Origin of the sequence: Nitrobacter sp. NHB1 (assembly GCF_036964665.1) — a bacterium.
Classification (GTDB): Bacteria; Pseudomonadota; Alphaproteobacteria; order Rhizobiales; family Xanthobacteraceae; genus Nitrobacter.
The window spans coordinates 317,345-339,481 of sequence record NZ_JBAMDA010000001.1; the positions used below are offsets into that span (position 1 = coordinate 317,345).

The window sequence follows — 22,137 nt, forward strand, 5'->3', positions numbered from 1 at the left end:
CTCTTGCCGACTTACACCGTTCGACCGGGAGTGGCGCCGATTTCTGCCCCGGGCAACAATCGGCGTGAGGCCGCTCATGCAACCCGCTGATAGACACCCTTCGTCGTCACCACGAAATCGATGCGGCCGTCCGTCAGGGCGCGTGCGCATTCGGCGGGTGTGTTGACGATAGGCTCCTCGTGAATGTTGAAGCTGGTATTGACCAGTACGGGTAGGCCGGTTTTCGCCTCGAATCGTTGCAGAATGCCGTGATACAACGGGTTGTCTGCTTGGTGGATGATCTGCGGCCGTGCCGAGCCGTCGACATGGACCACCGCTGCGATGCGCTTGCGCCAAGGCTCGTGCACGTCGGTGGCGATTGTCATGTAATCGCAGGCGCGGGCATTGACGGAGGTGACGTCGAAGACTTCGGCGGCCTTCTCGGCCATCACCACAGGCGCGAACGGCATGAACTCGGTCCGTGATAGCCGCTCATTGAGAACGTCGTGCGTGTCCCGGCGCGACGGGTTGGCGAGGATCGAGCGTGCGCCGAGGGCGCGAGGCCCGAACTCCATCCTGCCTGTATAGATCGCGCCGATCTCGCCTGCCGCCAGACAGTCGGCGGCTGTGTTCAGTGGATCTTCGGAGACAAGGCGAACCAGTGGATTGGCGGCGAGCGATTGATCGATCGCATCGGTGTAGTCGCGGCCGAGCAGCACGGGCCCGAGCGACCGCCGATGCTGGAGCCACGCAGGCATGCCGTCGCGTTCAAGCAGATGAAGCAGCGCCGCGCCAATTGTCAGTCCTTCATCGCCCATCGCCGGAAAGACAAAAATCTCATCGAGAGCGAAACTCTCGGCGAGCAGACGGTTAAGCTTGACGTTTGCGAACAGCCCGCCGGCCAACCCGAGATTGCGGCTCGGATATCGCTTCAACAGCGTGCCGACCGATCGCAGCATGACGTCTTCGACGACTTTCTGAATCGACGCTGCGACATCTTCGCGTCGGCCCTTTTTCGCAAGGCTCGCCATCGTGCGCTTCATGTGGGTGTATCCGCGAAAACGCGAATGAACCCGGCCGCTCTCGTCGACATCGAAAAAGGACGCCAGCTTGTCGTAGAAAACAGGATTGCCGAATGCGGCCAGTCCCGTCAGCTTTCCTTCGTGACGATTGGGTCGAAAGCCGAGCGCCAGCGTGGCTGCGCTGTAGGCGCGGCCGAGGCTGTCGACCGGTTTCAGAAGGAAGTCGGTCTCGTTGCCTCCGTAGATTGTCTCGATCTCGCCGTTAGAGAAATGGCGATGGCTGTAGTTGACCTTGTCGCCACCGCCATCTGCCGTTACCAGCAGCGCATCCTGCCAGCCGCTGTAGAACAGCGTCGGCAGGGCGTGGCATTCATGGTGGTTGGCGAAGCCGATATGAGTGTCAGGACGAAAACCGTAGCCCCGTCTGAATGCGTCGAAATCGAACATCGCGGCGTAATCGTGGGAATGCATGCGGTCGATTTCGCCGATCACATAACGAAAGTATTTTCCCTTCGAGCGCCGCATCATCGTGGCGAGCCGTTCGCCGATTCCTGGCACGCGCCGGCAATAGCGCGCCTCGAACAGCATGCGGCTCATGATGACAGCGTCGACGTCGTGTCTTGTCAGGCCGGCGATCGATAACACTTCGTCGATGCAAGCATCCGGAAAGGTGTTTCCATCGCCCTTTTTTCGGGTCAGGCGCTCGAGTTGAATGGCTGCAAGAAGATCGTAGTCGCGAAACAGCGCAGCTGAAGAATCATGAGGTCCGCAGTGGATCCCGAGAATTATCTCGCCGTTTTTCATTTGGACTGTTTGACTTCCGTAACATGGCCCATCTTGCGGCCGGGGCGCGGCGCGCCCTTGCCGTAGAAATGCACGGCTGCGCCCGGCACGATGAGCCACTTCCCGTAGTCGAGGATGTCGTCGCCGATCAGGTTTGTCATGACGGCGCTGCCGTGCCGGACCGGCTTGCCGAGCGGCCAGCCGGCGATCGCGCGGATGTGCTGCTCGAATTGCGAGATCGAGTCGCCGTCGAGCGTCCAGTGCCCGGAGTTGTGGACCCGCGGCGCGATCTCGTTGACGAGCAGCGTCGGCCCTCCGGCGCCCGGCACCACGAACATCTCGACGGCCAGCACGCCGATATAGTCGAGCGCGGTCGCGATCTTTTCCGCAATGTCGCGCGCCTGCGCGGCGAGCGCATCGGGAATCGCGGCCGGTACGCGCGAATATTTCAGGATGTGATCGCGATGCTCGTTCTCGGTCACGTCGAAGCATTCGACGCTGCCATCGCCGCCGCGCGCGGCGATAACGGAAATCTCGCGCTCGAATGGCACGAAGGCTTCCAGGATCGCCGCCTTGGTGCCGAGATCGTCCCACACCTGATCGGGATCGTCGCCCGCGCGAATGACGGCCTGACCCTTGCCGTCGTAGCCGAAGCGGCGGGTCTTGATCACCGCCGGCAGGCCGATGATTTCGATCGCCTCGCGCAACGCCGACGCCGACGCCACGTCGGTATAGGCCGCGGTGCCGATACCGAGCCCGGTGACGAAGTTCTTCTCAACCAGGCGGTCCTGCACCGTCTCCAGTATGCGATGGTCGGGTAGCACCGGCCGGCGCGCGGCGAGCACCATCGCGGTCGCTGCCGGGACATTCTCGAATTCATAGGTGACGACGTCGACGTCGGCCGCGAACAACTCCAGCGCCTCGACGTCGGCGTATTCGGCGCAGGTGGCGTTCTGCACCACGTCGAACGCCGGCGAGTCCGGATCCGGCGAGAACACCTGGCACTTGAGGCCAAGGCGCGCCGCCGCCAACGCCAGCATCCGGCCGAGTTGCCCGCCGCCGAGAATTCCGATGGTGTCGCCCGGCTGAAGCGTCACCCGCCGAGAATCGCTCACGCCGATCCCTCCGGGCGTTCGCTTACCGCATCCGTCTGCTGTTTGCGCCATGCTTTGAGGCGGCCGGCGAGCGCCGGGTCGTTGAGGGCGAGCACGCTTGCCGCCAGCAGCGCCGCATTGATGGCACCGGCCTTGCCGATCGCGAGCGTTCCCACCGGAACGCCGGCCGGCATCTGAACGATCGAATACAGCGAGTCGAGCCCGGCAAGCGCTTTGGATTCGATGGGTACGCCAAGCACCGGAAGCTCCGTCAGCGACGCGGTCATGCCGGGCAGGTGCGCGGCGCCGCCCGCGCCCGCGATGATGACCTTGAAACCCTCGGCGTTGGCGCCCCTGGCGAATGCGAACAGCCTCTCAGGTGTCCGGTGCGCGGACACGATTCGCGTCTCGTTCGTCACGCCAAGCGCGGCCAGCGTTTCCGCGGCGTGACGCATGGTCTCCCAGTCCGACTGGCTTCCCATGATGATGGCGACGGCGGCGGTCATTTATTATTTCTTTCGGAAATCCAGAAACATGTTCCGAATTATAGGGGGGTGTCTTGACGAGGCAAGCAGTCGGGAATGAACTATCCTTTCTTGGTGAACGGCGGCAAGCCTTGTGACGATGAAAAAGACACCGAAAGCGCCCACCGCTACGGCCGTGAAACGCAAGGCGAGCCGCCGCAAGGTTGCGCCTGCCGCGCGGCTGGCCGCGCTCGCGCCCAAGCAAACGGTACAGCGTGACGTTGCGGCGGACGCCCGAGCCACGATTCGCCGCCTCAAATCCCAACTTGCGGCGGCGCAGGAGCGGATCGCGGATCTTGAGTCATCCGCGGATACCGATTTTCTTCTGGACGTTCTCAATCGCCGCGGCTTCGAACGCGAGCTTCACCGCTCGGTCGCCTATATCCGGCGCTATCATGCGAGCGGTGCGTTGTTCGTGCTCGACGTCGATCGCCTGAAGCCCATCAACGATGCTTTCGGTCATGCGGCTGGAGATGCGGTGCTGAAGGCGGTAGTCGCGGTGCTGTCTCGACACGTGCGATCCTCCGACCTGATCGGGCGGCTCGGCGGCGACGAGTTCGCGCTGCTCTTGTGGAATCTCAGCGAGACCGACGCCAAAGCCAAGGCGTCGGCGCTCGAAGAAGCCATCGACCGGCTGACATTGACTTTCCGCGGACGGGCGATCACGGCCGGCGCATCGATCGGAGTCGCCATCCTCGGACCGCACGCCGACGCCGGCACGGCGCTGGAGCAGGCCGACTGCGCGATGTACGTCCGCAAGGCGCAACGGCGGAGCGATTGAGAGGCCGCCCAGTAGGTGGTCAGAGCATGATGATGAAATGAGATTAGCCGGACTTCATCGTCATTGCGCGGAGCGCAAGCGACGTTGCGATCCAAGACTCGCTGAAGAAAGCTGGATTGCTTCGCTTCGCTCGCAATGACGATATAACCCCATTTCGTTCCGCTTTAGACGTCGCCATTCCAGCGCCGCTGCCATTCAGGCAATGATATCCGGCGTGATCTGGTCTTCGATGAAGGCGATGCGGTCGCGCAGTTGCAGTTTGCGTTTCTTCAACCGCTGTAGTCGCAGCAAATCGGGCGCGGGCGATTGGTGCAGGGCATCGATGGCGGCGTCGAGGTCGCGGTGTTCCTGTTGCAGCCGGGCGAGTTCAGCTCCGAGTTCGCGCTCTTCTTCGTCGGCCATGATGACGCACTGACTTGAATCGCGAAGAGTTTGCGAAGGGTTAGGAGTTTCAGCTCGGCGAATTATCGCCCTTGCCCGCGCGCCGCGCAAGTCGTCGGGTTCCGCGCTCACGGTTCATTTCTGCTAATCCCTGCAAATATGATTGACGCGCTTTTCTGTCCCATCGACAGCCGCCACGGTTCATGTACACTCAAGAATCCGGAGCGAATCTGAGGTTAATCCTACCGAGGAGGTTCGAATGGCAATTCAGGCGCATCTCGCTGAACTGGAACGGAAACATCGGATCCTGGAAAGCGAATTGCACGATGCCCTCAGGCATCTTTCCACCGACGACCTGAGGATCGCCCAATTGAAGCGCCGTAAACTGATGCTTAGGGACGAGATCGAAAGACTGAAACTCTGCACGGTCGAGACCCTCCACTAAACTCTCCCAATCCCTGCTTTTGAGGGGCCTCGGCGCCTGGTGCCGCCGATCAATTGCAGCCGGTTCGCACGCCGGACTGGCGTGCGGCCAGGCCGGCGTGTGGGCTACCTCACGGCCAGCGAGGCGACATGGTCCGCGATCGCAAGTGACGACGTCAGGCCGGGCGATTCAATTCCGAACAGATTGATCAGCCCCGCCACGCCGTGGTCGGCGGCCCCCTCGATCATGAAATCCTGTTTCGCGACGGCCGGCGGAACGATCTTGGGCCGGATTCCGGAATAGGCCGGGATCAGGGCGTCGTCGGGCAGGTCGGGCCAATAGTGCCGGATCGCCGGGTAAAACCGCGCTGCCCGCGCCGGATCGACGTCATAGTCCGGGCTGTCGATCCATTCCACGTCGGGACCGAAGCGGGCCTGCCCAGCGAGATCCAGCGTGAGATGCACGCCAAGGCCGCCGGGCTCCGGCACCGGATAGACCAGGCGCGAAAACGGCGTGCGGACGCTGCAACTGAAATAGTTTCCCTTGGCGAGGTAAGCCGGTGGAATCCGGTCTACGGGCATGCCTTCGATGCTGCGCGCCACTGCCGGAGCGCCAAGGCCGGCGGCATTGATCAGCAGATCGCAAGCGAGCGTCATCGGCGTGTCGCCGCCGGTTTCGATTTCCAGACCGTGCGATGTCGTCTTGGCGTGCAACAGCGGCGTATGAAAAGCGAAGGCCGCAGCGTCTCGCTCGGCGTCACCGCGCAATGCCAGCATAAAGGCGTGGCTGTCGATAATGCCCGTCGATGGAGACAGCAGCGCAGCCACGCAGCACAGCGCCGGTTCGAGCGCGCGGGCGTCGCCGCCGCTCAGGAGTTGCATGTCTTCGACGCCATTGGCCTCGGCGTGCGCCCTGATGGATCGCAATTTGCCGGCCTCCTGCTCCGTCGTCGCGACGATCAGCTTGCCGCAATTGCGGTGTGGAATACCGTATTCGCGGCAATACGCGTAAAGTGCGTGCCGGCCGCTGACGCAGGTCCGCGCCATCAGGCTGCCGGCGGGATAGTAGATGCCGGCGTGAATCACCTCGCTGTTGCGCGACGATGTTGCCGTTCCGACGGCTTCCGCAGCCTCGAGAACGATGACCTCACGGCCGGATCGCGCGAGTCGCCGCGCGATCGCAAGCCCGATCACACCTGCGCCCACGACTACGCACTCAACCCTGTCCATTCGCGGCCTAGTGTCCCGAATCCGAAGCTCGCCTTACTGCGCTGCGCCCTCCGTAGCTCTCATGGCGTATCGGTGCAATTCGCGCGGCCGGTCTCCCATTAGCCGGGCATTAATCATGAGAAAGCAATTGTGCAATCCAAGTCGCTTTTTCCGATCGCGAGGGTAAGCATTTACCTGATTCAAACCCGTCAGGCCAGACACTCTACCGGCAAATCTCGGGTGCGCGATGACTGGCAAGGATTGGCAGGCGGGCGGCAAGAGGGTCGCTGCTGCGGTGGGGCTCGTATACGCCGCTGTCGCTGCGGCGCCCGCGGACGCGTGGGCCGCGGCCATCGGCTTGTCGCCGGACAGTCCTGTCGTCGGGGCCGATGCCGGCATCTGGGAAATTTTCACTGCCGGCTTTATTGCCGTTTCCTTGCTGGCGGCGGCCGTCATCTGGGTGACGTCCGTGCTGCGCAAGGCCAGGCGCTCTCTAAGCAGACACGCATTCGTCAATTCTGCGCTGAACAATCTCAACCAGGGCGTGGTGATGACGGATTCGCGTCAGCGGATCATCTTCTGCAACGACCGCTATCTCGAAATCTACCGGTTGCTTCGATCGGATATCCGGCCGGGCATGACGGACCCCGAACTTCGCGATCTGCGGCGCGCGCGCGGTATGCCCGACGCCTGCGGCGACGAGCCCTATCGATTGTCTAATGCTCGCGAGGGCCTGTTCACCGAACTGCCTGACGGGCGTTTGATCGCAGTGAAGCGATTTACGCTGCCGAACGGCGGTTCGGTCGCGACGCACGAGGATTGCAGCGAGCAGCGCAAGCTTGCCGGGCAACTGGCGACTACCAAGCAGTTTTTGGAATCGGTTATCGACAACGTCCCGGTGTGTATTGCCGCCAAGAGTATCGAAGACGGCCGCTACATTCTGGTCAACCGCGCCTTCGAGCGTTTCTCCCGCTTGTCGCGCGATTTCATCGTCGGCAGGCGCGCCGATGAAATCTTCCAACCCCAGACGGCCGCCAATATCGCTGCGATGGATCAGGTCGCGCTGGCCTCGCCCGAGAGCCATTATTACAGCGAAATGGTATTTGAGCGGGGCCCGGAGAAGCGCACGCTAGCCAATAACAAGGTGGTTGCCCGCAACGAGGCCGGCCAGCCGGTGTTTCTGATCGCCCTGTTCGACGATGTGACCGAGCGCAAGTCGTTGTCGCGCGAGTTGGAGAACGCCAAGAAGTTCCTCGAAACCGTCGTCGACAACATTCCGGTATCGCTGATCGTCCAGTGCGCCAGCGATGGCCATTACCTGCTCGCCAATCGCCGCGCCGAGACGATTCTCAATCGCCGCCGCGAGGATGCAATCGGGCTGACCGCATCCGATATCTTCGGTCCGCGCGATGCGAAGCTGATCGTCGCCCGCGACGAAACGGCGGTTGGGAAGGGTGGCCTCTTGACCGAAGAGCACCCGATCAGCACCGGCGCAGGGTTGCGGCTGTTCCTGACCCGCCGCGTTACGGTGTCCGGCGATGACGGCGAACCGCAGTATCTGATCAAGACGCACGAGGATGTGACCGATCGTCGCCAGACCGAGTCGCGCATGGCGCACATGGCCTATCACGACGGGCTGACCGACCTGCCGAACCGCACCGCGTTCCTGAAAGCGCTGTCGCAGATGATCGAGGCGTGTGAGGGCACAAACGAAGAGTTCGCGGTGCTGTCGGTCGATCTTGACGGCCTCAAGGACATCAACGACGTATTCGGCCACGCGGTCGGCGACAGCCTGCTGATCGAGGTGGCGCGGCGCATTCAGAACGCGACGCATGGCGGCCTCGTCGCCCGGCTCGGCGGCGACGAATTCGGTGTGATCATCGATGGCAAGCAGCCTGCCGCTGGTCAGGCGCTCGCCGAACAGATCGTCGAGGCAATGGTTCCGGAATTTCCGATCGAGGGAAAGTCGATCCGAACAGGCCTTACCACCGGCATTTCGCTGTTCCCGCGCGACGGAACCGATCCCGCATCGCTGCTCGCCAATGCCGGCGTTGCATTATTCCGCGCCAAGGCGAAATCGCGCGGCTCCATCAGCATTTTCGAGCCGGAGATGGACCGGCAGATTCGGGATCGCCGCGTGCTGCACCAGGATCTGTCAAACGCCATCCGGAACGGCGAACTGTCGCTGCACTATCAGCCGCAGGCGCGCACGGGCCGCAAGCTCGTTGATGGCGATGTGACCGGCTTCGAGGCGCTGGCGCGATGGAGTCACCCGACCCGCGGCTTCGTTCCGCCCGGCGATTTCATTCCGCTCGCCGAGGAGAGCGGCCTGATCGTGGCAATGGGCGAGTGGATTCTGCGCGAGGCGTGCCGGGAGGCGGCATCCTGGCCGAACCCGAAGCAGATCGCGGTCAACCTGTCGCCGGTGCAGTTCGTTCACGGCGATCTGGTCGGTCTCGTGCATTCGATTCTGCTGGAAACCGGCCTCAATCCAGGCCGGCTCGAACTTGAGATCACCGAAGGCGTGCTGATCGATGACTTTGAGCGCAGCCTGGCGCTGCTGCGGCGGCTGAAAGCGCTGGGCGTTCGCATCTCGATGGACGATTTCGGCAGCGGCTATTCTTCGCTCAGCTACTTCCAGGCGTTCCCGTTCGACAAGATCAAGATCGACCGTGCGTTTGTCATGTACCTCGGGTGCAATCCGCAGTCCGCGGCGATCGTGCGGGCGGTGATCGGCCTCGGTCACGGCCTCGACGTCTCGATCGTCGCGGAAGGCGTCGAGACGCAGGAGCAGCTCGGCTTCCTCGCCGATGCGGGCTGCGACGCGGTACAAGGCTTTTTGATCGGCAAGCCGGAGCCGATCGCGCATTACGCCGCCCTGGTCGGGCGTTCGCCCCCCATTCCCGAAGCAATCCGCCGCAAGGCCGGCTGACAGCCGCATTCACCGCTAGACTAGTGGAGCGGATTTGACATTCGCCGCCTACTTGAGCGCGAATGCCGCATCCAAAACTCCGCCGGCAACGTGTATTGCCGGTGGTTGTTTGATTCCGGCATTCGCAAGAAGACTCGCTGAAATTGCGACTGCTGGAATCGGATCACTGGCCTTCATCGCGAAACGAGACGGGATGGAATGACTGACGAGGCGAGACATAGCCCCGATGCGGCCGGGCTGACCGGCACGGCGCTGTTGCGGGTCGATGCGGTCGTCAAGCGCTTCGGCGAATTTACCGCGGTTGACCGGCTGTCGCTCGATATCAAAGCAGGGGAGTTTTTCGCGCTGCTGGGGCCGAGCGGCTGCGGCAAGACCACGCTGTTGCGGATGCTGGCCGGATTCGAGACGCCGGACGTCGGGCGAATCCTGCTCGATGGCCGGGACATCGCCGGCGTTCCGCCGCATCAGCGTCCCGTCAACATGATGTTCCAGAACTATGCGCTGTTTCCCCATCTCAGCGTGCGCGACAACATCGCGTTCGGGCTGAAGCGCGCGGGCCTGCCGCGTGCGGAAATCGCGAGCCGCGTTGCGGAAATGGTCGCGCTGGTGAAGCTCGAGGACATGGAAAAGCGCAAGCCCGACCAGCTTTCGGGCGGCCAGAGGCAGCGCGTGGCATTGGCGCGCGCGCTGGCGCGGCGTCCGCGGTTGCTGCTGCTCGACGAGCCGCTCGCGGCGCTCGACAAGAAGCTGCGAGAGAATACTCAAGCCGAACTGATGCGGCTGCAGCGCCAGCTCGGCATGACCTTCATCATCGTCACCCACGATCAGGAGGAAGCGATGATGATGGCGGATCGCATCGGGGTCATGAACGCGGGGCGTCTGGAACAGGTGGCGGCGCCGCGGCAGCTCTATGAGGCGCCGAATTCGCGCTGGGTCGCTGGGTTCGTCGGCGGCATCAACATCATCGAGGGCAAGGTCGAATCGCGCGATGCCGGCCGCGTGACGATCGCGACGCAGTCAGCCGGCCGCGTGACCGCTGCGGCGGACTTGCAGACGTTGACGACAGACCAGGTCTGCGTTGCGATCCGTCCGGAGAAGGTTCGCTTGTCGCGGCGCGAGGGGGCACCGGATGCGGGCCAAGCTGCGGAGATCAACCGCCTCGAAGGCGTCGTCGCCGGCATCAGCTATCTCGGCGGTCAGACCCGCTATCAGGTCAGGCTCGACTGCGGCGCGCTGCTATGCGCCTCGGTCGCCAACACGGCTCGGCTCAACCTCGATGCCTACGCCACCATGCAGCGCGTGGTGGCGTGGTTCGCGCCGGACGATTGCGTGGTGCTCGACCGATGAGCGGGCGGCGTCTTTTCTCGGTTCCGGCCCGCAGGGCGGCGGTCGCGCCGTTTCTGTGGATGCTGCTGTTCTTCCTGCTGCCGTTCGGCTTCGTGCTCAAGATCAGCCTGTCCCACACGGCCATTGCGCAGCCGCCCTATCTGCCGGTGTTCGATCCGGCCCAGGGCATGGCCGCCATCAAGGCGGCCTTCGCGGCGCTGTCGCTCGAGAATTTCAAACTGCTCGCGTCGGATCATCTCTACATCCTGTCCTACCTGCGAAGCGTTGTGGTCGCGTTGATATCGACGGCGATCCTGCTCGCGGTCGGCTATCCCGTCGCCTACGGCATGTCGCGACTGCCAGTGCGGTGGCAACCGCTCGCGATGATTTTGGTGATCGTGCCGTTCTGGACCTCGTTTTTGATCCGCGTCTATGCGTGGATCAACATTCTCCAGCACGACGGTCTTCTAAACAAGGTGCTGCTGGCGCTGCATCTGGTGTCGGCGCCGGTGGTGTGGCTGTCCACCGACACCGCGATGTATATCGGCATCGTCTATTCCTATCTGCCGTTCATGATCCTGCCGCTCTATGCGACGCTGGCCAAAATAGATTCCGCACTGCTGGAGGCCGCCGCCGATCTCGGCAGCTCGCAGCTGACGACGTTCTGGCTGGTGACGTTTCCACTGTCGCTGCCGGGGGTCGGTGCGGGCGCACTTTTGTGCTTCATCCCCATCGTTGGCGAGTTTGTTATTCCGGATCTGCTGGCGGGATCGGATTCGCCGATGATCGGGCAAACCTTGTGGCTGGAATTCTTCACCAACCGCGATTGGCCGGTGGCGTCGGCGATCGCCATCGTGCTGCTGGTGCTGCTGCTGGCGCCGCTTCTGGTCTACGAGCGGCTGCAACGCCGCCAGATGGAGGGAGGGCGGTGATGGCAAAGCCCGCGCTCGCCAGACTGTCGCCGTTCAATGTCACCTCCCTCGTGCTCGGGCTGGCGTTTCTGTATCTGCCGATCGTTATTCTCGTGATCTATTCGTTCAACGCCTCGCGGCTGGTGACGGTGTGGGGCGGCTGGTCGCTGCGCTGGTACTTCGAATTTTTCAACGATGCCGCGATGCTGTCCGCGGCCGCGATGAGCCTGCGGGTCGGCGCGGTCTCTGCCACGGCGGCCACCATTCTCGGTACGCTCGCCGCGGTAGCCCTGACGCGCGCCGAGAACTTTCGGGGACGCACGCTGTTCTCCGGAATGCTGTACGCGCCGCTAGTGATGCCCGAGGTGATTACCGGCCTGTCCTTGCTGCTGCTGTTCGTTGCGGTCGATGCGGAGCGCGGGTTCTGGACGGTCACGATCGCGCATACCACGCTCACCATGTGCTTCGTCGCCGTGGTGGTGCAGTCGCGGCTCGGATCGCTCGATCGAAGCCTCGAGGAGGCCGCGATGGATCTCGGCTGCGATCCGCTGCGTGCGTTCGTCAAGGTGACGCTGCCGCTGATCCTGCCGTCGGTCGCCGCGGGCTGGATGCTGGCCTTTACGCTGTCGCTGGACGACCTGGTGATCGCGAGTTTCACCACCGGACCCGGCTCGACGACGCTGCCGATCCGGATCTACTCTGAGGTGCGCCTCGGCGTGAAGCCCGAGATCAACGCGATCTGCACGTTGATCATCGGATTGATCGCCACCGTCATCATCGCCGCATCGCTGGCCTCGAAACTGTCGAGCCGGCAGGGTGAAAGCGCCGCGCCATTGTGAGACCGGGCTGACGAGAGCATTTTCCGGCTAAGTGGAATCCGCTTAGCCGTAAGAAAATGCTCTCAATTAAAAACTTGCGCGTATTCTGATCGCAAAACCGGTATCCACTTTTGCGGAATACGCGCGAGCCTTGGCTTGTAGCGAGCAACGTCAGTTCGTGCGCGACGTTCCGGATTCTGCCGGGGCCGCTGGAGCGGCCGCCTCGGGAACCGCTTTCTGATCCGACAGATGCTCGATCACCGAGCGAACCGCGTCGCGGGTCTTGCGGTCTCTGACCGCATCGAGCAGCGGCGCCGACGCCTTGGACCGGCGGATCAGGCTGTCGGGATCGGGAAAGATCAGCGGATCGTCCCACGGTCCCTGGATCACGAACGGCAGGTCGAAATTGTCGGCATCCGCCGCCGGCGTCAGGCTTGCGATGCCCTTGAGATCGTAGTCGCGCGCCGGCACCGAGGCGGTGCCGGTGAGGGTGAGACGCGCAGCCGGCCCCTCGACGCGCACATCGGTCGCGACCGCGACGCCGTCGTTGAAACTGAGGGCGACGTTCAGCGTGTCGAACGGCGTCTTGCCGCTGCGGAAATTTCCGCCGCCGGAGAGCGGCTGGCGCTCCAGCCGCTTCAGCAGGTGTTCGATGTTGAACCCGCTGATGGCGCCGTCGTGCCCGGTCAGGGTCGCTGTCCCGTCGAGCGATTGCGCCAGTCCGAACGGACTCGATCCCTTGGCCTCGAGTGAAACATTCAGGTTGCCGCGCCCGGAGAGCCTGCCGGTGCCGAACAGATCGCTGGCGCAGGCTTGCAGATCGACGTCGGTCAGCTGAAACTGCGCCTTCACGTCGGCGGCCGCGTCGGCGCGCGAGATGCCGAACCATCCTTTGGCGATTCCGTCATAGATTTGCGCCTCGCCGATGCTGAGCGCCAGCGTTCCGTTGCGCAGGTTGGCGCCGAGCGCGGTTTTGCCGAGCTTGGTCGAACCGACGGTGACCTTCGCCGCCGAAAGCCGCATGTCGAGGTCGGTGGCGGACAGCGCATGCAGATCGAACAATTGTCTGTTCCAGTCGCGGGCGCCGCTGGCGAGCAGACGGATGGTCTGGACATAGGGCGTGAAATCGAGCGCGCCGGCGGCCAGCGTCGCCTGCAGGGTCTGCCGTCCATTGTTGGCGTAGGTCAACACGCCTTCGGCGACATTGCCGTCGATCTCGATGTTGACGTTGGTCAGCGCGATCGATGCGCCGATCATGCTGGCGCGTGCCTTGAGCGCGAATCGGCCGAACCCGCCGCTGCCGGGCGGAGGCTGTCCGATCCAGCGCAGCGCCTCGCGCAACGAGGGGCTGTCGGCGGTCAGCGTACCTTCCATCATCAGGCTGACCGGGTTCGCGACCGTTCCGTCGAATGCGAATTTCAGCGGCGCGCTGGCAACCTTGACCTTCAGGCCGGATCGCTCGCCGGACAGCGCCGCGAGAAAGTCGCTGAGGCTGATGCTGCCGTCGATGCGTTCACCGCGCCAGTCGAACTGTCCGGTCGCGGCGAACGAGCGGGAGATCGATGGCCAGGCCAGCGACAGGTCGATGTCGCCGAGGTTCTCGGAAACCGCATTGGCGGTATCCTCATAGCTGAGTTTGCCATCCTGGATCCGGATTTCCGAAAACGAGACCGGGCTGTCGGCTCCGGGCTTCATGGTTCGCGCGATCGTTTCCACGAACGGGGTCCAGTTACTGCGGCCGTCAGCGGCGCGCGTCACGCGGATGTGAGGGCGCAGCATCATGACGTCGGCGATCTGGAAGCGCTGCATCAGCATCGGAAGCAGGCGCAGATTGGCGGTGAGCACATCGACGCTGAGCACCGGAGCATCGGCGTCGCTGCCCTTGATGCGGACATCATGGAACGAGACATAGCTGCCGGGAAAAACCGAGACGTCGATACGGCCATCGGCAACGAAGTCGAGGCCGGTCACGGCGCTGATCTGCGTTTCAACCGCCTGGCGCAAGGCGTCGCGGTCAAGTACCCGCGACATGGCGATCAGCCCAGTCAGCCCGATCAGCGCAACTCCCAGAATTGCCGCGACCGATATTCCCAGGCGCTTCATTCTTGGGCCATCGTCAATGACATATCCCGGTTGGATGACGCTCGCCGAGCGGTCGGGAACCGATCCAGCGCGACCGCAACTTGATTGGTTTTCTTGACGCTTTCAAGGCCGTAAGGGCGGCCATACCGCCAATTGACGCACCGCGAAGATTTTGCCCTAATACGCGCCATCAATCGTGCCCGGCGCGCTGGCAGGCGGCGCCTCCCTCCTTCAGGTCGCATCTCATGAACAAGGTCTACCCCGACGCCAAATCGGCCCTCGATGGCATCCTCAGGGACGGCATGATGATCATGTCCGGCGGTTTCGGCCTGTGTGGCATCGCAGAGACGCTGGCCGATGCGATCCGCGACTCCGGCGTGAAGAACCTGACGGTCGTGTCCAACAACGCCGGTGTCGACGGCGTCGGATTGGGCCGGTTGCTGGAGACGCGGCAGATCAAGAAGATGATCTCGTCCTATGTCGGCGAAAACAAGCTGTTCGCCCAGCAATACCTCGCCGGCGAACTCGAACTCGAATTCAATCCGCAGGGCACGCTGGCCGAGCGCATCCGCGCCGGCGGCGCCGGCATTCCGGCGTTCTACACCAAGACCGGCGTCGGCACCCTGATTGCCGAAGGCAAGGAAGTGCGGGAGTTCGATGGCGAGAAATATCTGATGGAGCGCGGGCTGTTCGCCGATCTCGCGATCGTTCACGCCTGGAAGGGCGACACCGCCGGCAATCTGGTCTATCGCAAGACCGCGCGAAACTTCAATCCGATGATGGCGACCGCGGCGAGGGTCACCGTCGCCGAAGTCGAACATCTGGTGCCCGCAGGCGAGATCGACCCCGATCACATCCACACGCCCGGCATCTTCGTCAAGCGTATCGTCGAGGTAGGCACCGCCAGGAAGCACATCGAATTCCGCAACACCCGCCCGCGTCCGGCGGCATGATCCCGAAAAGTGGTCTTCCGGTTTTCGAAACGGATCATGCCGAAATCAAACGAATGCCGGAGCGCTGTTTATACGCCCTGGTTGCCAGTTCGCGACAAAATAGGCTCTTGCAAACTTTGCGTTGAGCGAAGCAGGGCTCAGGAAACAAGACTGGATTGCTTCGTCGCCACGCTCCTCGCAATGACAAGATACAATAAGACAGGAGAATCCCATGGCCTGGACCCGCGAACAGATGGCGGCGCGCGCCGCCAAGGAATTGCGCGACGGCTACTACGTCAATCTCGGCATCGGCATTCCGACGCTGGTGTCGAACTTCATTCCGGCCAATATCGACGTTCAGCTCCAGAGCGAGAACGGCATGCTTGGCATGGGTCCGTTTCCCTATGAGGGCGAGGAGGATCCCGATCTCATCAACGCCGGCAAGCAGACCGTCAGCGAACTGCCGACCACCAGCTATTTCTCCTCATCCGACTCGTTCGGCATGGTGCGCGGCGGCCATATCGACCTGTCCATCCTCGGCGCGATGCAGGTGGCGCAGAATGGCGATCTCGCCAACTGGATGATCCCCGGCAGAATGGTCAAGGGCATGGGCGGCGCGATGGATCTCGTCGCCGGCGTCAAGCGCGTCGTCGTGGTGATGGAGCATTCCGCCAAGGACGGTCCCAAGCTGCTCAAGCAGTGCACGCTGCCGCTGACCGGCGAAAAGGTCGTCGATATGGTCGTTACCGACCTCGGAGTGTTCACCATCGACAAGCACGGCAAGGACGGCATGGTGCTGATCGAACTTGCCGACGGCGTCACGCTGGACCAGGTCAAGGCGAAGACTGAAGGCGAATTCCGCGTTGCGTTGAAGAACGCCTGAAGCGCCGGACGGGATAGCTGCCGCGTTGCGCCCGTCAGCGCCCTCCGCCGAGTTCCCGGGGCAGGAGCGACGACTGGATGTCGGTGTCTGCGAGGCCGGATTGCCGCTGCGTGTAACCGGCGGAGAATGACAGGCTGAGGTTCGAGGTCGGCCGAATCTCGACGCCGGTGTGGATGCCGTAGGCGGGCGCCGTGCCGGTGTTGGAGTTAAAGGACGTGACGGTGCTGAAGACGTCCGGGTTATATTTCAGCGTATCGACGCCGCCGAACACCGTTACTGGCAGGCCGCCCATACCCCTGAAGTGGTAGCCGACCTGTGTGCTTTCCTGAGACAGTGAACCGGGAGTGCCGAACGCGCCCATACCGTTGAGGCCGTTCCAGCCGAAGCCGCCCGCCCATGAGCTTAGCGGCGCGCTGTAGCTTCTGAATGAAAACCCGCTCTTGGTGGCATGCCCGGCATCGAAGCTCGGAAAGCCGCTGTATGTCTCCGCATTTGCGGCTTCGGTTGCACCACCGCCGAACGGACCAAACGGAACCCAGTATTTTACCGGCTCACCTTGGGCATTGGCGGCGGACCAGCTCAGGCAAAGCATTGCCAGCATGGCTGCGAGACGACATCTGTCTGAGAACGTCGACATCAGGGCTCCGGTGACCAAGCTCCAACTATACGCCACCGACATGTCCGAGGCCAGCGGTCCCGCAAGACCGCCATATCAGCGGTTCCCCCGTCGGCGTGTCGGCATTGCTATTCCGAAGCCAGCGCCTTTGCCTGCGCAAACACCACCTCGATCAGCGTGCCGGAATGCGGGCCGGTCCTGATATGAAACTGCGCGCGATTGGCTTCCACCAGCGCCTTGGTGAGCGACAGGCTGACGCCGGCGCTCTCCGAGGCCTGATCGCTCGGCGCCGGCGTGCGGAACGGCTCCGTCGCCGCGGCCACCTCGTTCTCGTTGAGGCCGTGTCCGGTGTCGCGCACGCGCAGCGCGACGTCGCCGAAATCGTTGAGCGCCGTCGAGACGATGACCTGGCCGCCGGCGTTGGCGAGATGGATCGAGTTTCCAATCAGGTAAAGCGTAATCTGGCGCAGCGCGTGCGCGTCCGCCACGACCGGAGGCAGCGTATGCGCGAGCGAGGTGCGGATGATGATGCGCTCGCGATTGGCCTGCGGCTGCATCACCGCGACGCATTGCTCGACCAGTTCGTTGAGGTTCTGGTTGACGAAGGCAAGATCGAGCTTGCCGGTTTCGATCCGCGACAGGTCGAGCAGGTCGTCGATGAACGCGATGATGCGTTCGCCGGAGGCGCGGACGTCCTTCATGTATTCGACGTAGCGTTCGTTGCCGAGCGGGCCGAATTTTTCGTCCGTCATCACCTCCGCAAAGCCGATAATGGAGTTCAGCGGCGTTCGGATTTCATGGCTGATCCGCGCCAGCACGTCGGCCTTGGCGTTCGCCGCGCGATCGGCCTGCCGTCGCGCCCGCGACAGCTCGGTCTCGATCTTCCTGGCCTGCGACAGGTCGCGGAACACGGCGAAGAAGTTGGGGCCTTCGGCTTTCGTCCGGCCCATCGTCATCGATAGCGGGATCAAGCCGCCCTCGCGAACGTGGCCCAATACCTCGCGGCCGTGATCGAGCAGGCTTGCGACGTCGTCGCCTGCGAGGCCGTTGAGATAGTCGCGCACCGCGCCCTGGCTTTCCGGTGCGAAGAGATCGGCGAGATTGAGTTGCGTAAGGCTGTCGCCGGAGTGACCGAACAGCGCTTCGGCGCAGCGGTTACAGGCGGTGATGCGTCCGCCCCCGTCGAACATCAGGATGCCTTCGGCTGTGGTGTCGAGGATGGCGGCCAACTCCTCGGCGGTGGCGTGGCCCACGGGAGAAGGCGCCGCTGCACCCGCGCAGATCAGCGCGTGCGCGGGCTCGCCGTCCCAGGCAACCACGAAGAGATGGGCGGTGACCGGATGTTGCGATGTGCCTGACGGCAGCGTGGCGGAAATGGTGACGGGAGTTCCGGTGGCCGGCGTGCTGTCGGCGGCGGGCACGCCGGATTCGACCGACAGGGCGTCGAGCCCGCCGGCCTGTTCCAGCGCGTCCAGGCCGTCGTAGCCGACCTGCGCGAGAAAGGCCGGGTTGGCGTAAAGCACGCGGTCGAGCCGGTAGATCATCACGCCGGTCGGGAGCAGGTCGAGCACCTGCTTGTCACGCGCGCTGTCGGCCTGCAGCGCGGGTTCGGGCAAAGACAATCCGTCCGCCTGCGGTCCGGTGACATCGGGCGGTTCCGGGGCTGGGGGTGGTTCCGGCGCAACCGGCTGCTCGGCGACAGCATCGGATTCGGCGGCGTCCTGATCGCCCTCCAGCCGTGCCGAGAGCTGGCGCGCCAATTCGTTGAAGGCGCTGTTCTCGACAGGGGTGAGCGAAGGCAGTTTCAGGTCGGACGGGGATCTGAACGGCAGGACATTCTTGGGCGTTTCCACGACGGTGTCCGGTTCTGCTGGCTGTGGCAAGGATTGGGGAGCGGCGGCCGCAACGTCGGAGGACGTTGAAGTGTCCGCCGGCTGCGGATGGGAGGTTTCGCTGAATAAAAATTCGTGACGCCGATGCGCTGCGAGCCGCGCCAGACCCTCGCGATCGCGGCAGACCCCGAAGCCACGATAGCCTGCGAAATTGCGTGCACGATCGTAGATCGGCAACCCCGACAGTTCGACCGGCAAGCGCGCGTCGGATCCGTCGACGGGCCAAAGCAGCGTAATGCCGCTCCAGGTGTCGCGGGTGGCGACCGCTTTCGCAACGCGACCGTCGGGATCGAGTCCGAACACCTCCGTGATCTCGCTCCACAACCGGCCGAAGCCCGCGGCAGTTCGCGTGCCGATGACTTGGGTGAATTCGTCGGACCCGAGCGAGAAGCGCCCCTCGGCATCCATCCGCCACATGAAGCGCAGGGGATGGCGGCGCATTTGCGGCGAGAGATCGCGCGACGGGGTATCGTCCGGTTCCGACAGCCCTGCGGAGTGCGGCGCCAGCAGGGCGACAAGTCCGACGTCGCTGCCGCTGCCGACACGTTGCAGCACCATGGGTGCCGGTCCAATCGAGGCCTCGGCGCGGCCGTCGCGCAATGCGTCGTCGCGTAAGGCGTCGAGTCCGGCCTCGGTCAGACTGCGAAAGCCGAGCAGCGGCCGCGCGGCGTCGCCGACGCCGACCAGCAGGCCGTCGCGCGTGAATACGGCGATCGGCGTATCGACGCCGTCCATCAGTCGTTGCAATCGTTCGACCAGCGGCATGGCGCGGCCGGCCGGCTCCACGGCCGAGATGAGGATGCCGCTGCCGCCGTCGGATAAATCCAGCCGCACGCAGGCGCAGGTGACGAGGCGGCCGAGCGTGGCGCCGAAGCCGCGCAGGCGTTCAAGCCGCACCGCGCCTGTTGGCGGCAGGCGGCCCGCGAGTTGCGCCACCTGACGCCGTTGCGGATCGGCTGGATCGAAGTTTCGCGACGCGAGTGCGGAGGCGTTGGCGGCGCCGAACACGGAGACGCCGACCGGATTGGCCCACATGATGCGGGCGCCATCGAACGACCACAGCCACGCCGGCAGGGCGCTCGTCGCGTGAACGGCCAGCCGTGGGTCGGCTATGCCCTGCATCTGGAAATCGGCGCTGGTCATGGGCACCGTGCGTTCGACGTCTCTGGTTGTTGCCTGCCGCGGCTGCGCATGTCGGCTTTCGCGGGCGATAGTCCTAACAGATCGTTAGTATCGCGTCCGGCCCGGCTGAGGCTTGTGCTCCGTAATCCCCGCCAAAGCCCGGATAACCTTAATTCGGCCGGCGGTCATGGACCTCCCCGGCCCGCAGCACGTTGAGGTGTTGCAAAAGGGAACAAGAGGCTCACGATAGGAACCCAAAACGAACCAGCGGGCGGGCATTCAACAGGGAGTGGCGACCATGAGTGAAGACGGGCGTGACCATTTCGAAATTCCGAAAGACATGCGATCAATGGCCGAAGCCGGTTTTGAGCAGGCGCGCAAGGCCTTCGAGAGCTTTCTCAGCGGAGCCCAGCAGACCACCAGTTCGATCGAGGAACGTAATGAGGCCGTTCGCGGCAACGTCCGGGACATCAGCAGCAAGGCGATCTCCTTCGCCCAGCAGAACGTGACCGCGTCGCTGGACTACGCCGAGAAGCTTGTTCGCGCCACGGATCTCTCCGAGGTGATGCGGCTGCACACCGACTATGTGCAGAGTCAGATGAAGGCGCTGAGCGAGCAGGCCAGCGAAATAGGGCAAAGCATGGGCCGGGCCGCGATGGATACAGGGAAGCCCAAAAGTTGAGGCTGTGCCACGGCCGAAACCAGGCGCTTCGAATCTTTCCTTCGAGTCCTCTCGAAAAGGTGCTTTGCGCCGCAGTATATATTGCATCGCACAAAACTGTCATGGTATAAGTATAGGAGATGCCTGCCCGGGACCCGGGATCGACGATCTCGGGATTCGGGCATCCGTGATCCGCTTCCGCCGATCCAGCCGAATTCCAGGGCAAATGGCTGTTTGCAGGGTCACACTGGTTTCACCCGATGCGAAGGACGTATTGTCATGGCCAACACAACCGATCCGTTTGAAGTCCCCGAGCAGGTACGCGCATTCGCTGAAAAAGGCGTCTCGCAGGCCCGCGACAACTATGCGAAATTCAAGGACGCCGCGCAGAGCGGCAACGGCGCCGTCGAGGCTGTGTTCAGCGCCGCCAGCAAGGGCGCACACACCTATTCCACCAAGCTTCTCGATTTCGGTCAGGTCAATACCAGCGCCGGCTTCGATTTTTTGCAGGAACTGGTCGGAGCGAAGTCGCTGTCCGATGCGACTGAAGTGTGGAGCACCCATACCCGCAAGCAGGTCCAGACCTTTGCAGCCCAGGCCAAGGAGCTGGCCGAACTGACCCAGCAGATCGCTGCCGAAACCGCCGAGCCGATCAAGACCGGCGCGTCGAAGCTGTTCCGGCCGGCCGCCTGATCGAACGGATCGTTAGAACATGATCCCGAAAAGTGGAAACCGGTTTTCGGATAGATCATGCTCAATCAAAAGGATGGCGCTATAGTCCGATTCAACGCAGTTGGATCGGACTGTAGCGACCCGCGACAAACCCGGGCGGGTCGGCCTGGGTTTTTGTTGGTCCTGGGTGGTCGTCCCCGCGTAGGCAAGGACCCCATAGGTCGAGGATTTCAGTGGTCCGCAGACGCCGGATTTCGAATATAAATAACAAACGCCGGTAAGCGGCCGGCTTCGCGATAACGGGTCGTTGCGGTCTTGCCAAAGCAAGGCGATCCACCTAGTTTCCGCCCCGTTCGCAACCCGTTTTTCAGGGCGCGAGCACGATGCAGTTGTAGCTCAGTTGGTTAGAGCGCCTGTCTGTGGAACAGGAGGTCGGTGGTTCGAGCCCACCCAACTGTACCAATCTCAAATCAATGTATTTCAGAACGGAACGGAAGCCGCGACAAGTTTTTCGCATATGCGGCATTCGCTTCCCGGCGTGGCTTGTTCTCGCGTCATTCATCATGGGAGAAACAGCCAGACCGGCTTACTTTTCATCGCCGCCGGAGGTGTGCGCACCGGCTACTTTTGTTGGCCAACTGACATTCCCCGGCGGCGGGATCGAGTTTACAAATGACGCGGCCGAACCGCGGGCTTGCGCGTATTCCGCAAAAGTAGATACCAGCTTTGCGATCTGAACACGCGCAAGCTATTAATTGAGAGCATTTTCTCACGCTAACCGGATTCTACTTATCCGGAAAATGCTCTAATATCCTGCCCAGCGGGGCGGCTCGTTCGATTTGTCGGGCCACGACTGCGCCTTCGTATACCACTCATCGACTTCTTTTTTTGCGTAGTCGTTTCCATACCCGTAGCGTTGCTGCAGCTTCTTTTCGAGGTGCTCACGCTTGCCAGAGATCTCCCAGAGGTCGTCGAAAGTGAACTTGCCCCACTGATCCCTGACCTTGTACTTGACCTGATCCCAATTTTCTTCAATCCGATTCCAGTCCATTGCTAACCCTCCTTCAATCGTTTCGAGCGACGGAGACCAACAA

19 protein-coding genes and 1 tRNA gene are annotated in these 22,137 nt (G+C 63.0%); 11 read left to right on the forward strand and 9 right to left on the reverse strand.

All coding sequences use genetic code 11. The features are described from left to right. Positions 1-74 precede the first annotated feature (74 nt). Genes V4R08_RS01540 through purE form a run of 3 tightly spaced genes read right to left on the reverse strand, consistent with a single transcriptional unit; the run spans position 75 to position 3,384 of the window. Positions 75-1,805 carry a carbamoyltransferase family protein gene (locus V4R08_RS01540; protein ID WP_335577720.1) on the reverse strand — a complete coding sequence of 577 codons (1,731 nt, stop codon included), beginning with the start codon at positions 1,803-1,805 and terminating at the stop codon, positions 75-77. Beyond that, the gene (locus V4R08_RS01545) at positions 1,802-2,899 is read right to left on the reverse strand and encodes a 5-(carboxyamino)imidazole ribonucleotide synthase (RefSeq protein ID WP_335577721.1); all 1,098 of its coding nucleotides are present in this window, start codon (positions 2,897-2,899) and stop codon (positions 1,802-1,804) included. Before V4R08_RS01545 ends, V4R08_RS01540 begins: the two co-directional genes overlap by 4 nt. Beyond that, on the reverse strand, positions 2,896-3,384 hold the full coding sequence (gene purE / locus V4R08_RS01550) for a 5-(carboxyamino)imidazole ribonucleotide mutase (protein WP_335577722.1): 489 nt from the start codon (positions 3,382-3,384) through the stop codon (positions 2,896-2,898). Before purE ends, V4R08_RS01545 begins: the two co-directional genes overlap by 4 nt. A gap of 118 nt (positions 3,385-3,502) precedes the next feature. On the opposite strand from purE, the gene V4R08_RS01555 reads away from it, so the two are divergent. After that, on the forward strand, positions 3,503-4,183 hold the full coding sequence (locus V4R08_RS01555) for a GGDEF domain-containing protein (protein WP_335577723.1): 681 nt from the start codon (positions 3,503-3,505) through the stop codon (positions 4,181-4,183). A 195-nt stretch (positions 4,184-4,378) separates the two neighbouring features. On the opposite strand, the gene V4R08_RS01560 is transcribed toward V4R08_RS01555, so the two are convergent. Next, positions 4,379-4,585, reverse strand: a complete 207-nt coding sequence (locus tag V4R08_RS01560) for a YdcH family protein (protein WP_335577724.1) — start codon at positions 4,583-4,585, stop codon at positions 4,379-4,381. A 238-nt stretch (positions 4,586-4,823) separates the two neighbouring features. Here V4R08_RS01560 and V4R08_RS01565 point away from each other — a divergent pair, with 238 nt between their 5' ends. Then, positions 4,824-5,009, forward strand: a complete 186-nt coding sequence (locus V4R08_RS01565) for a YdcH family protein (RefSeq protein ID WP_335577725.1) — start codon at positions 4,824-4,826, stop codon at positions 5,007-5,009. A gap of 104 nt (positions 5,010-5,113) precedes the next feature. On the opposite strand, the gene V4R08_RS01570 is transcribed toward V4R08_RS01565, so the two are convergent. Further along, a complete protein-coding gene (locus tag V4R08_RS01570; protein WP_335577726.1) occupies positions 5,114-6,217 on the reverse strand; it encodes an NAD(P)/FAD-dependent oxidoreductase in 1,104 nt (367 codons plus the stop codon). A 226-nt stretch (positions 6,218-6,443) separates the two neighbouring features. Here V4R08_RS01570 and V4R08_RS01575 point away from each other — a divergent pair, with 226 nt between their 5' ends. The 4 genes from V4R08_RS01575 to V4R08_RS01590 all read left to right on the forward strand — a co-directional run bounded on the left by V4R08_RS01575 (position 6,444) and on the right by V4R08_RS01590 (position 12,204). Further along, complete coding sequence (locus tag V4R08_RS01575) at positions 6,444-9,128, forward strand: EAL domain-containing protein (protein ID WP_335577727.1); 2,685 nt, start codon at positions 6,444-6,446, stop codon at positions 9,126-9,128. A gap of 198 nt (positions 9,129-9,326) precedes the next feature. Continuing rightward, positions 9,327-10,475, forward strand: a complete 1,149-nt coding sequence (locus V4R08_RS01580) for an ABC transporter ATP-binding protein (RefSeq protein ID WP_335577728.1) — start codon at positions 9,327-9,329, stop codon at positions 10,473-10,475. After that, positions 10,472-11,386: an ABC transporter permease gene (locus V4R08_RS01585; RefSeq protein WP_335577729.1), complete on the forward strand. Its 915-nt coding sequence runs from the start codon at positions 10,472-10,474 to the stop codon at positions 11,384-11,386. The genes V4R08_RS01580 and V4R08_RS01585 overlap by 4 nt, the downstream gene beginning before the upstream one ends. Next, complete coding sequence (locus V4R08_RS01590; protein WP_335577730.1) at positions 11,386-12,204, forward strand: ABC transporter permease subunit; 819 nt, start codon at positions 11,386-11,388, stop codon at positions 12,202-12,204. The genes V4R08_RS01585 and V4R08_RS01590 overlap by 1 nt, the downstream gene beginning before the upstream one ends. A gap of 150 nt (positions 12,205-12,354) precedes the next feature. On the opposite strand, the gene V4R08_RS01595 is transcribed toward V4R08_RS01590, so the two are convergent. Beyond that, positions 12,355-14,286, reverse strand: a complete 1,932-nt coding sequence (locus V4R08_RS01595) for an AsmA family protein (protein ID WP_335577731.1) — start codon at positions 14,284-14,286, stop codon at positions 12,355-12,357. 224 nt (positions 14,287-14,510) lie between these two features. Between V4R08_RS01595 and V4R08_RS01600 the strand changes: the two genes are divergently transcribed. Further along, complete coding sequence (locus V4R08_RS01600) at positions 14,511-15,218, forward strand: CoA transferase subunit A (RefSeq protein WP_335577732.1); 708 nt, start codon at positions 14,511-14,513, stop codon at positions 15,216-15,218. Positions 15,219-15,429: 211 nt separating this feature from the next. After that, on the forward strand, positions 15,430-16,080 hold the full coding sequence (locus V4R08_RS01605; RefSeq protein WP_335577733.1) for a 3-oxoacid CoA-transferase subunit B: 651 nt from the start codon (positions 15,430-15,432) through the stop codon (positions 16,078-16,080). Positions 16,081-16,114: 34 nt separating this feature from the next. Here the strand turns inward: V4R08_RS01605 and V4R08_RS01610 are convergent, their stop codons facing one another. Continuing rightward, positions 16,115-16,717: a hypothetical protein gene (locus tag V4R08_RS01610; RefSeq protein ID WP_335577734.1), complete on the reverse strand. Its 603-nt coding sequence runs from the start codon at positions 16,715-16,717 to the stop codon at positions 16,115-16,117. Between the two features lie 107 nt (positions 16,718-16,824). After that, on the reverse strand, positions 16,825-19,731 hold the full coding sequence (locus V4R08_RS01615) for a PAS domain-containing protein (RefSeq protein WP_335580143.1): 2,907 nt from the start codon (positions 19,729-19,731) through the stop codon (positions 16,825-16,827). Between the two features lie 277 nt (positions 19,732-20,008). Between V4R08_RS01615 and V4R08_RS01620 the strand changes: the two genes are divergently transcribed. The 3 genes from V4R08_RS01620 to V4R08_RS01630 all read left to right on the forward strand — a co-directional run bounded on the left by V4R08_RS01620 (position 20,009) and on the right by V4R08_RS01630 (position 21,505). Next, complete coding sequence (locus V4R08_RS01620) at positions 20,009-20,392, forward strand: phasin (RefSeq protein WP_335577735.1); 384 nt, start codon at positions 20,009-20,011, stop codon at positions 20,390-20,392. 258 nt (positions 20,393-20,650) lie between these two features. Continuing rightward, complete coding sequence (locus V4R08_RS01625) at positions 20,651-21,064, forward strand: phasin (protein WP_335577736.1); 414 nt, start codon at positions 20,651-20,653, stop codon at positions 21,062-21,064. A 364-nt stretch (positions 21,065-21,428) separates the two neighbouring features. Next, positions 21,429-21,505: transfer RNA gene (locus V4R08_RS01630), tRNA-His, on the forward strand. Positions 21,506-21,848: 343 nt separating this feature from the next. On the opposite strand, the gene V4R08_RS01635 is transcribed toward V4R08_RS01630, so the two are convergent. Beyond that, on the reverse strand, positions 21,849-22,094 hold the full coding sequence (locus V4R08_RS01635) for a CsbD family protein (protein ID WP_335577737.1): 246 nt from the start codon (positions 22,092-22,094) through the stop codon (positions 21,849-21,851). Positions 22,095-22,137: the final 43 nt, after the last annotated feature.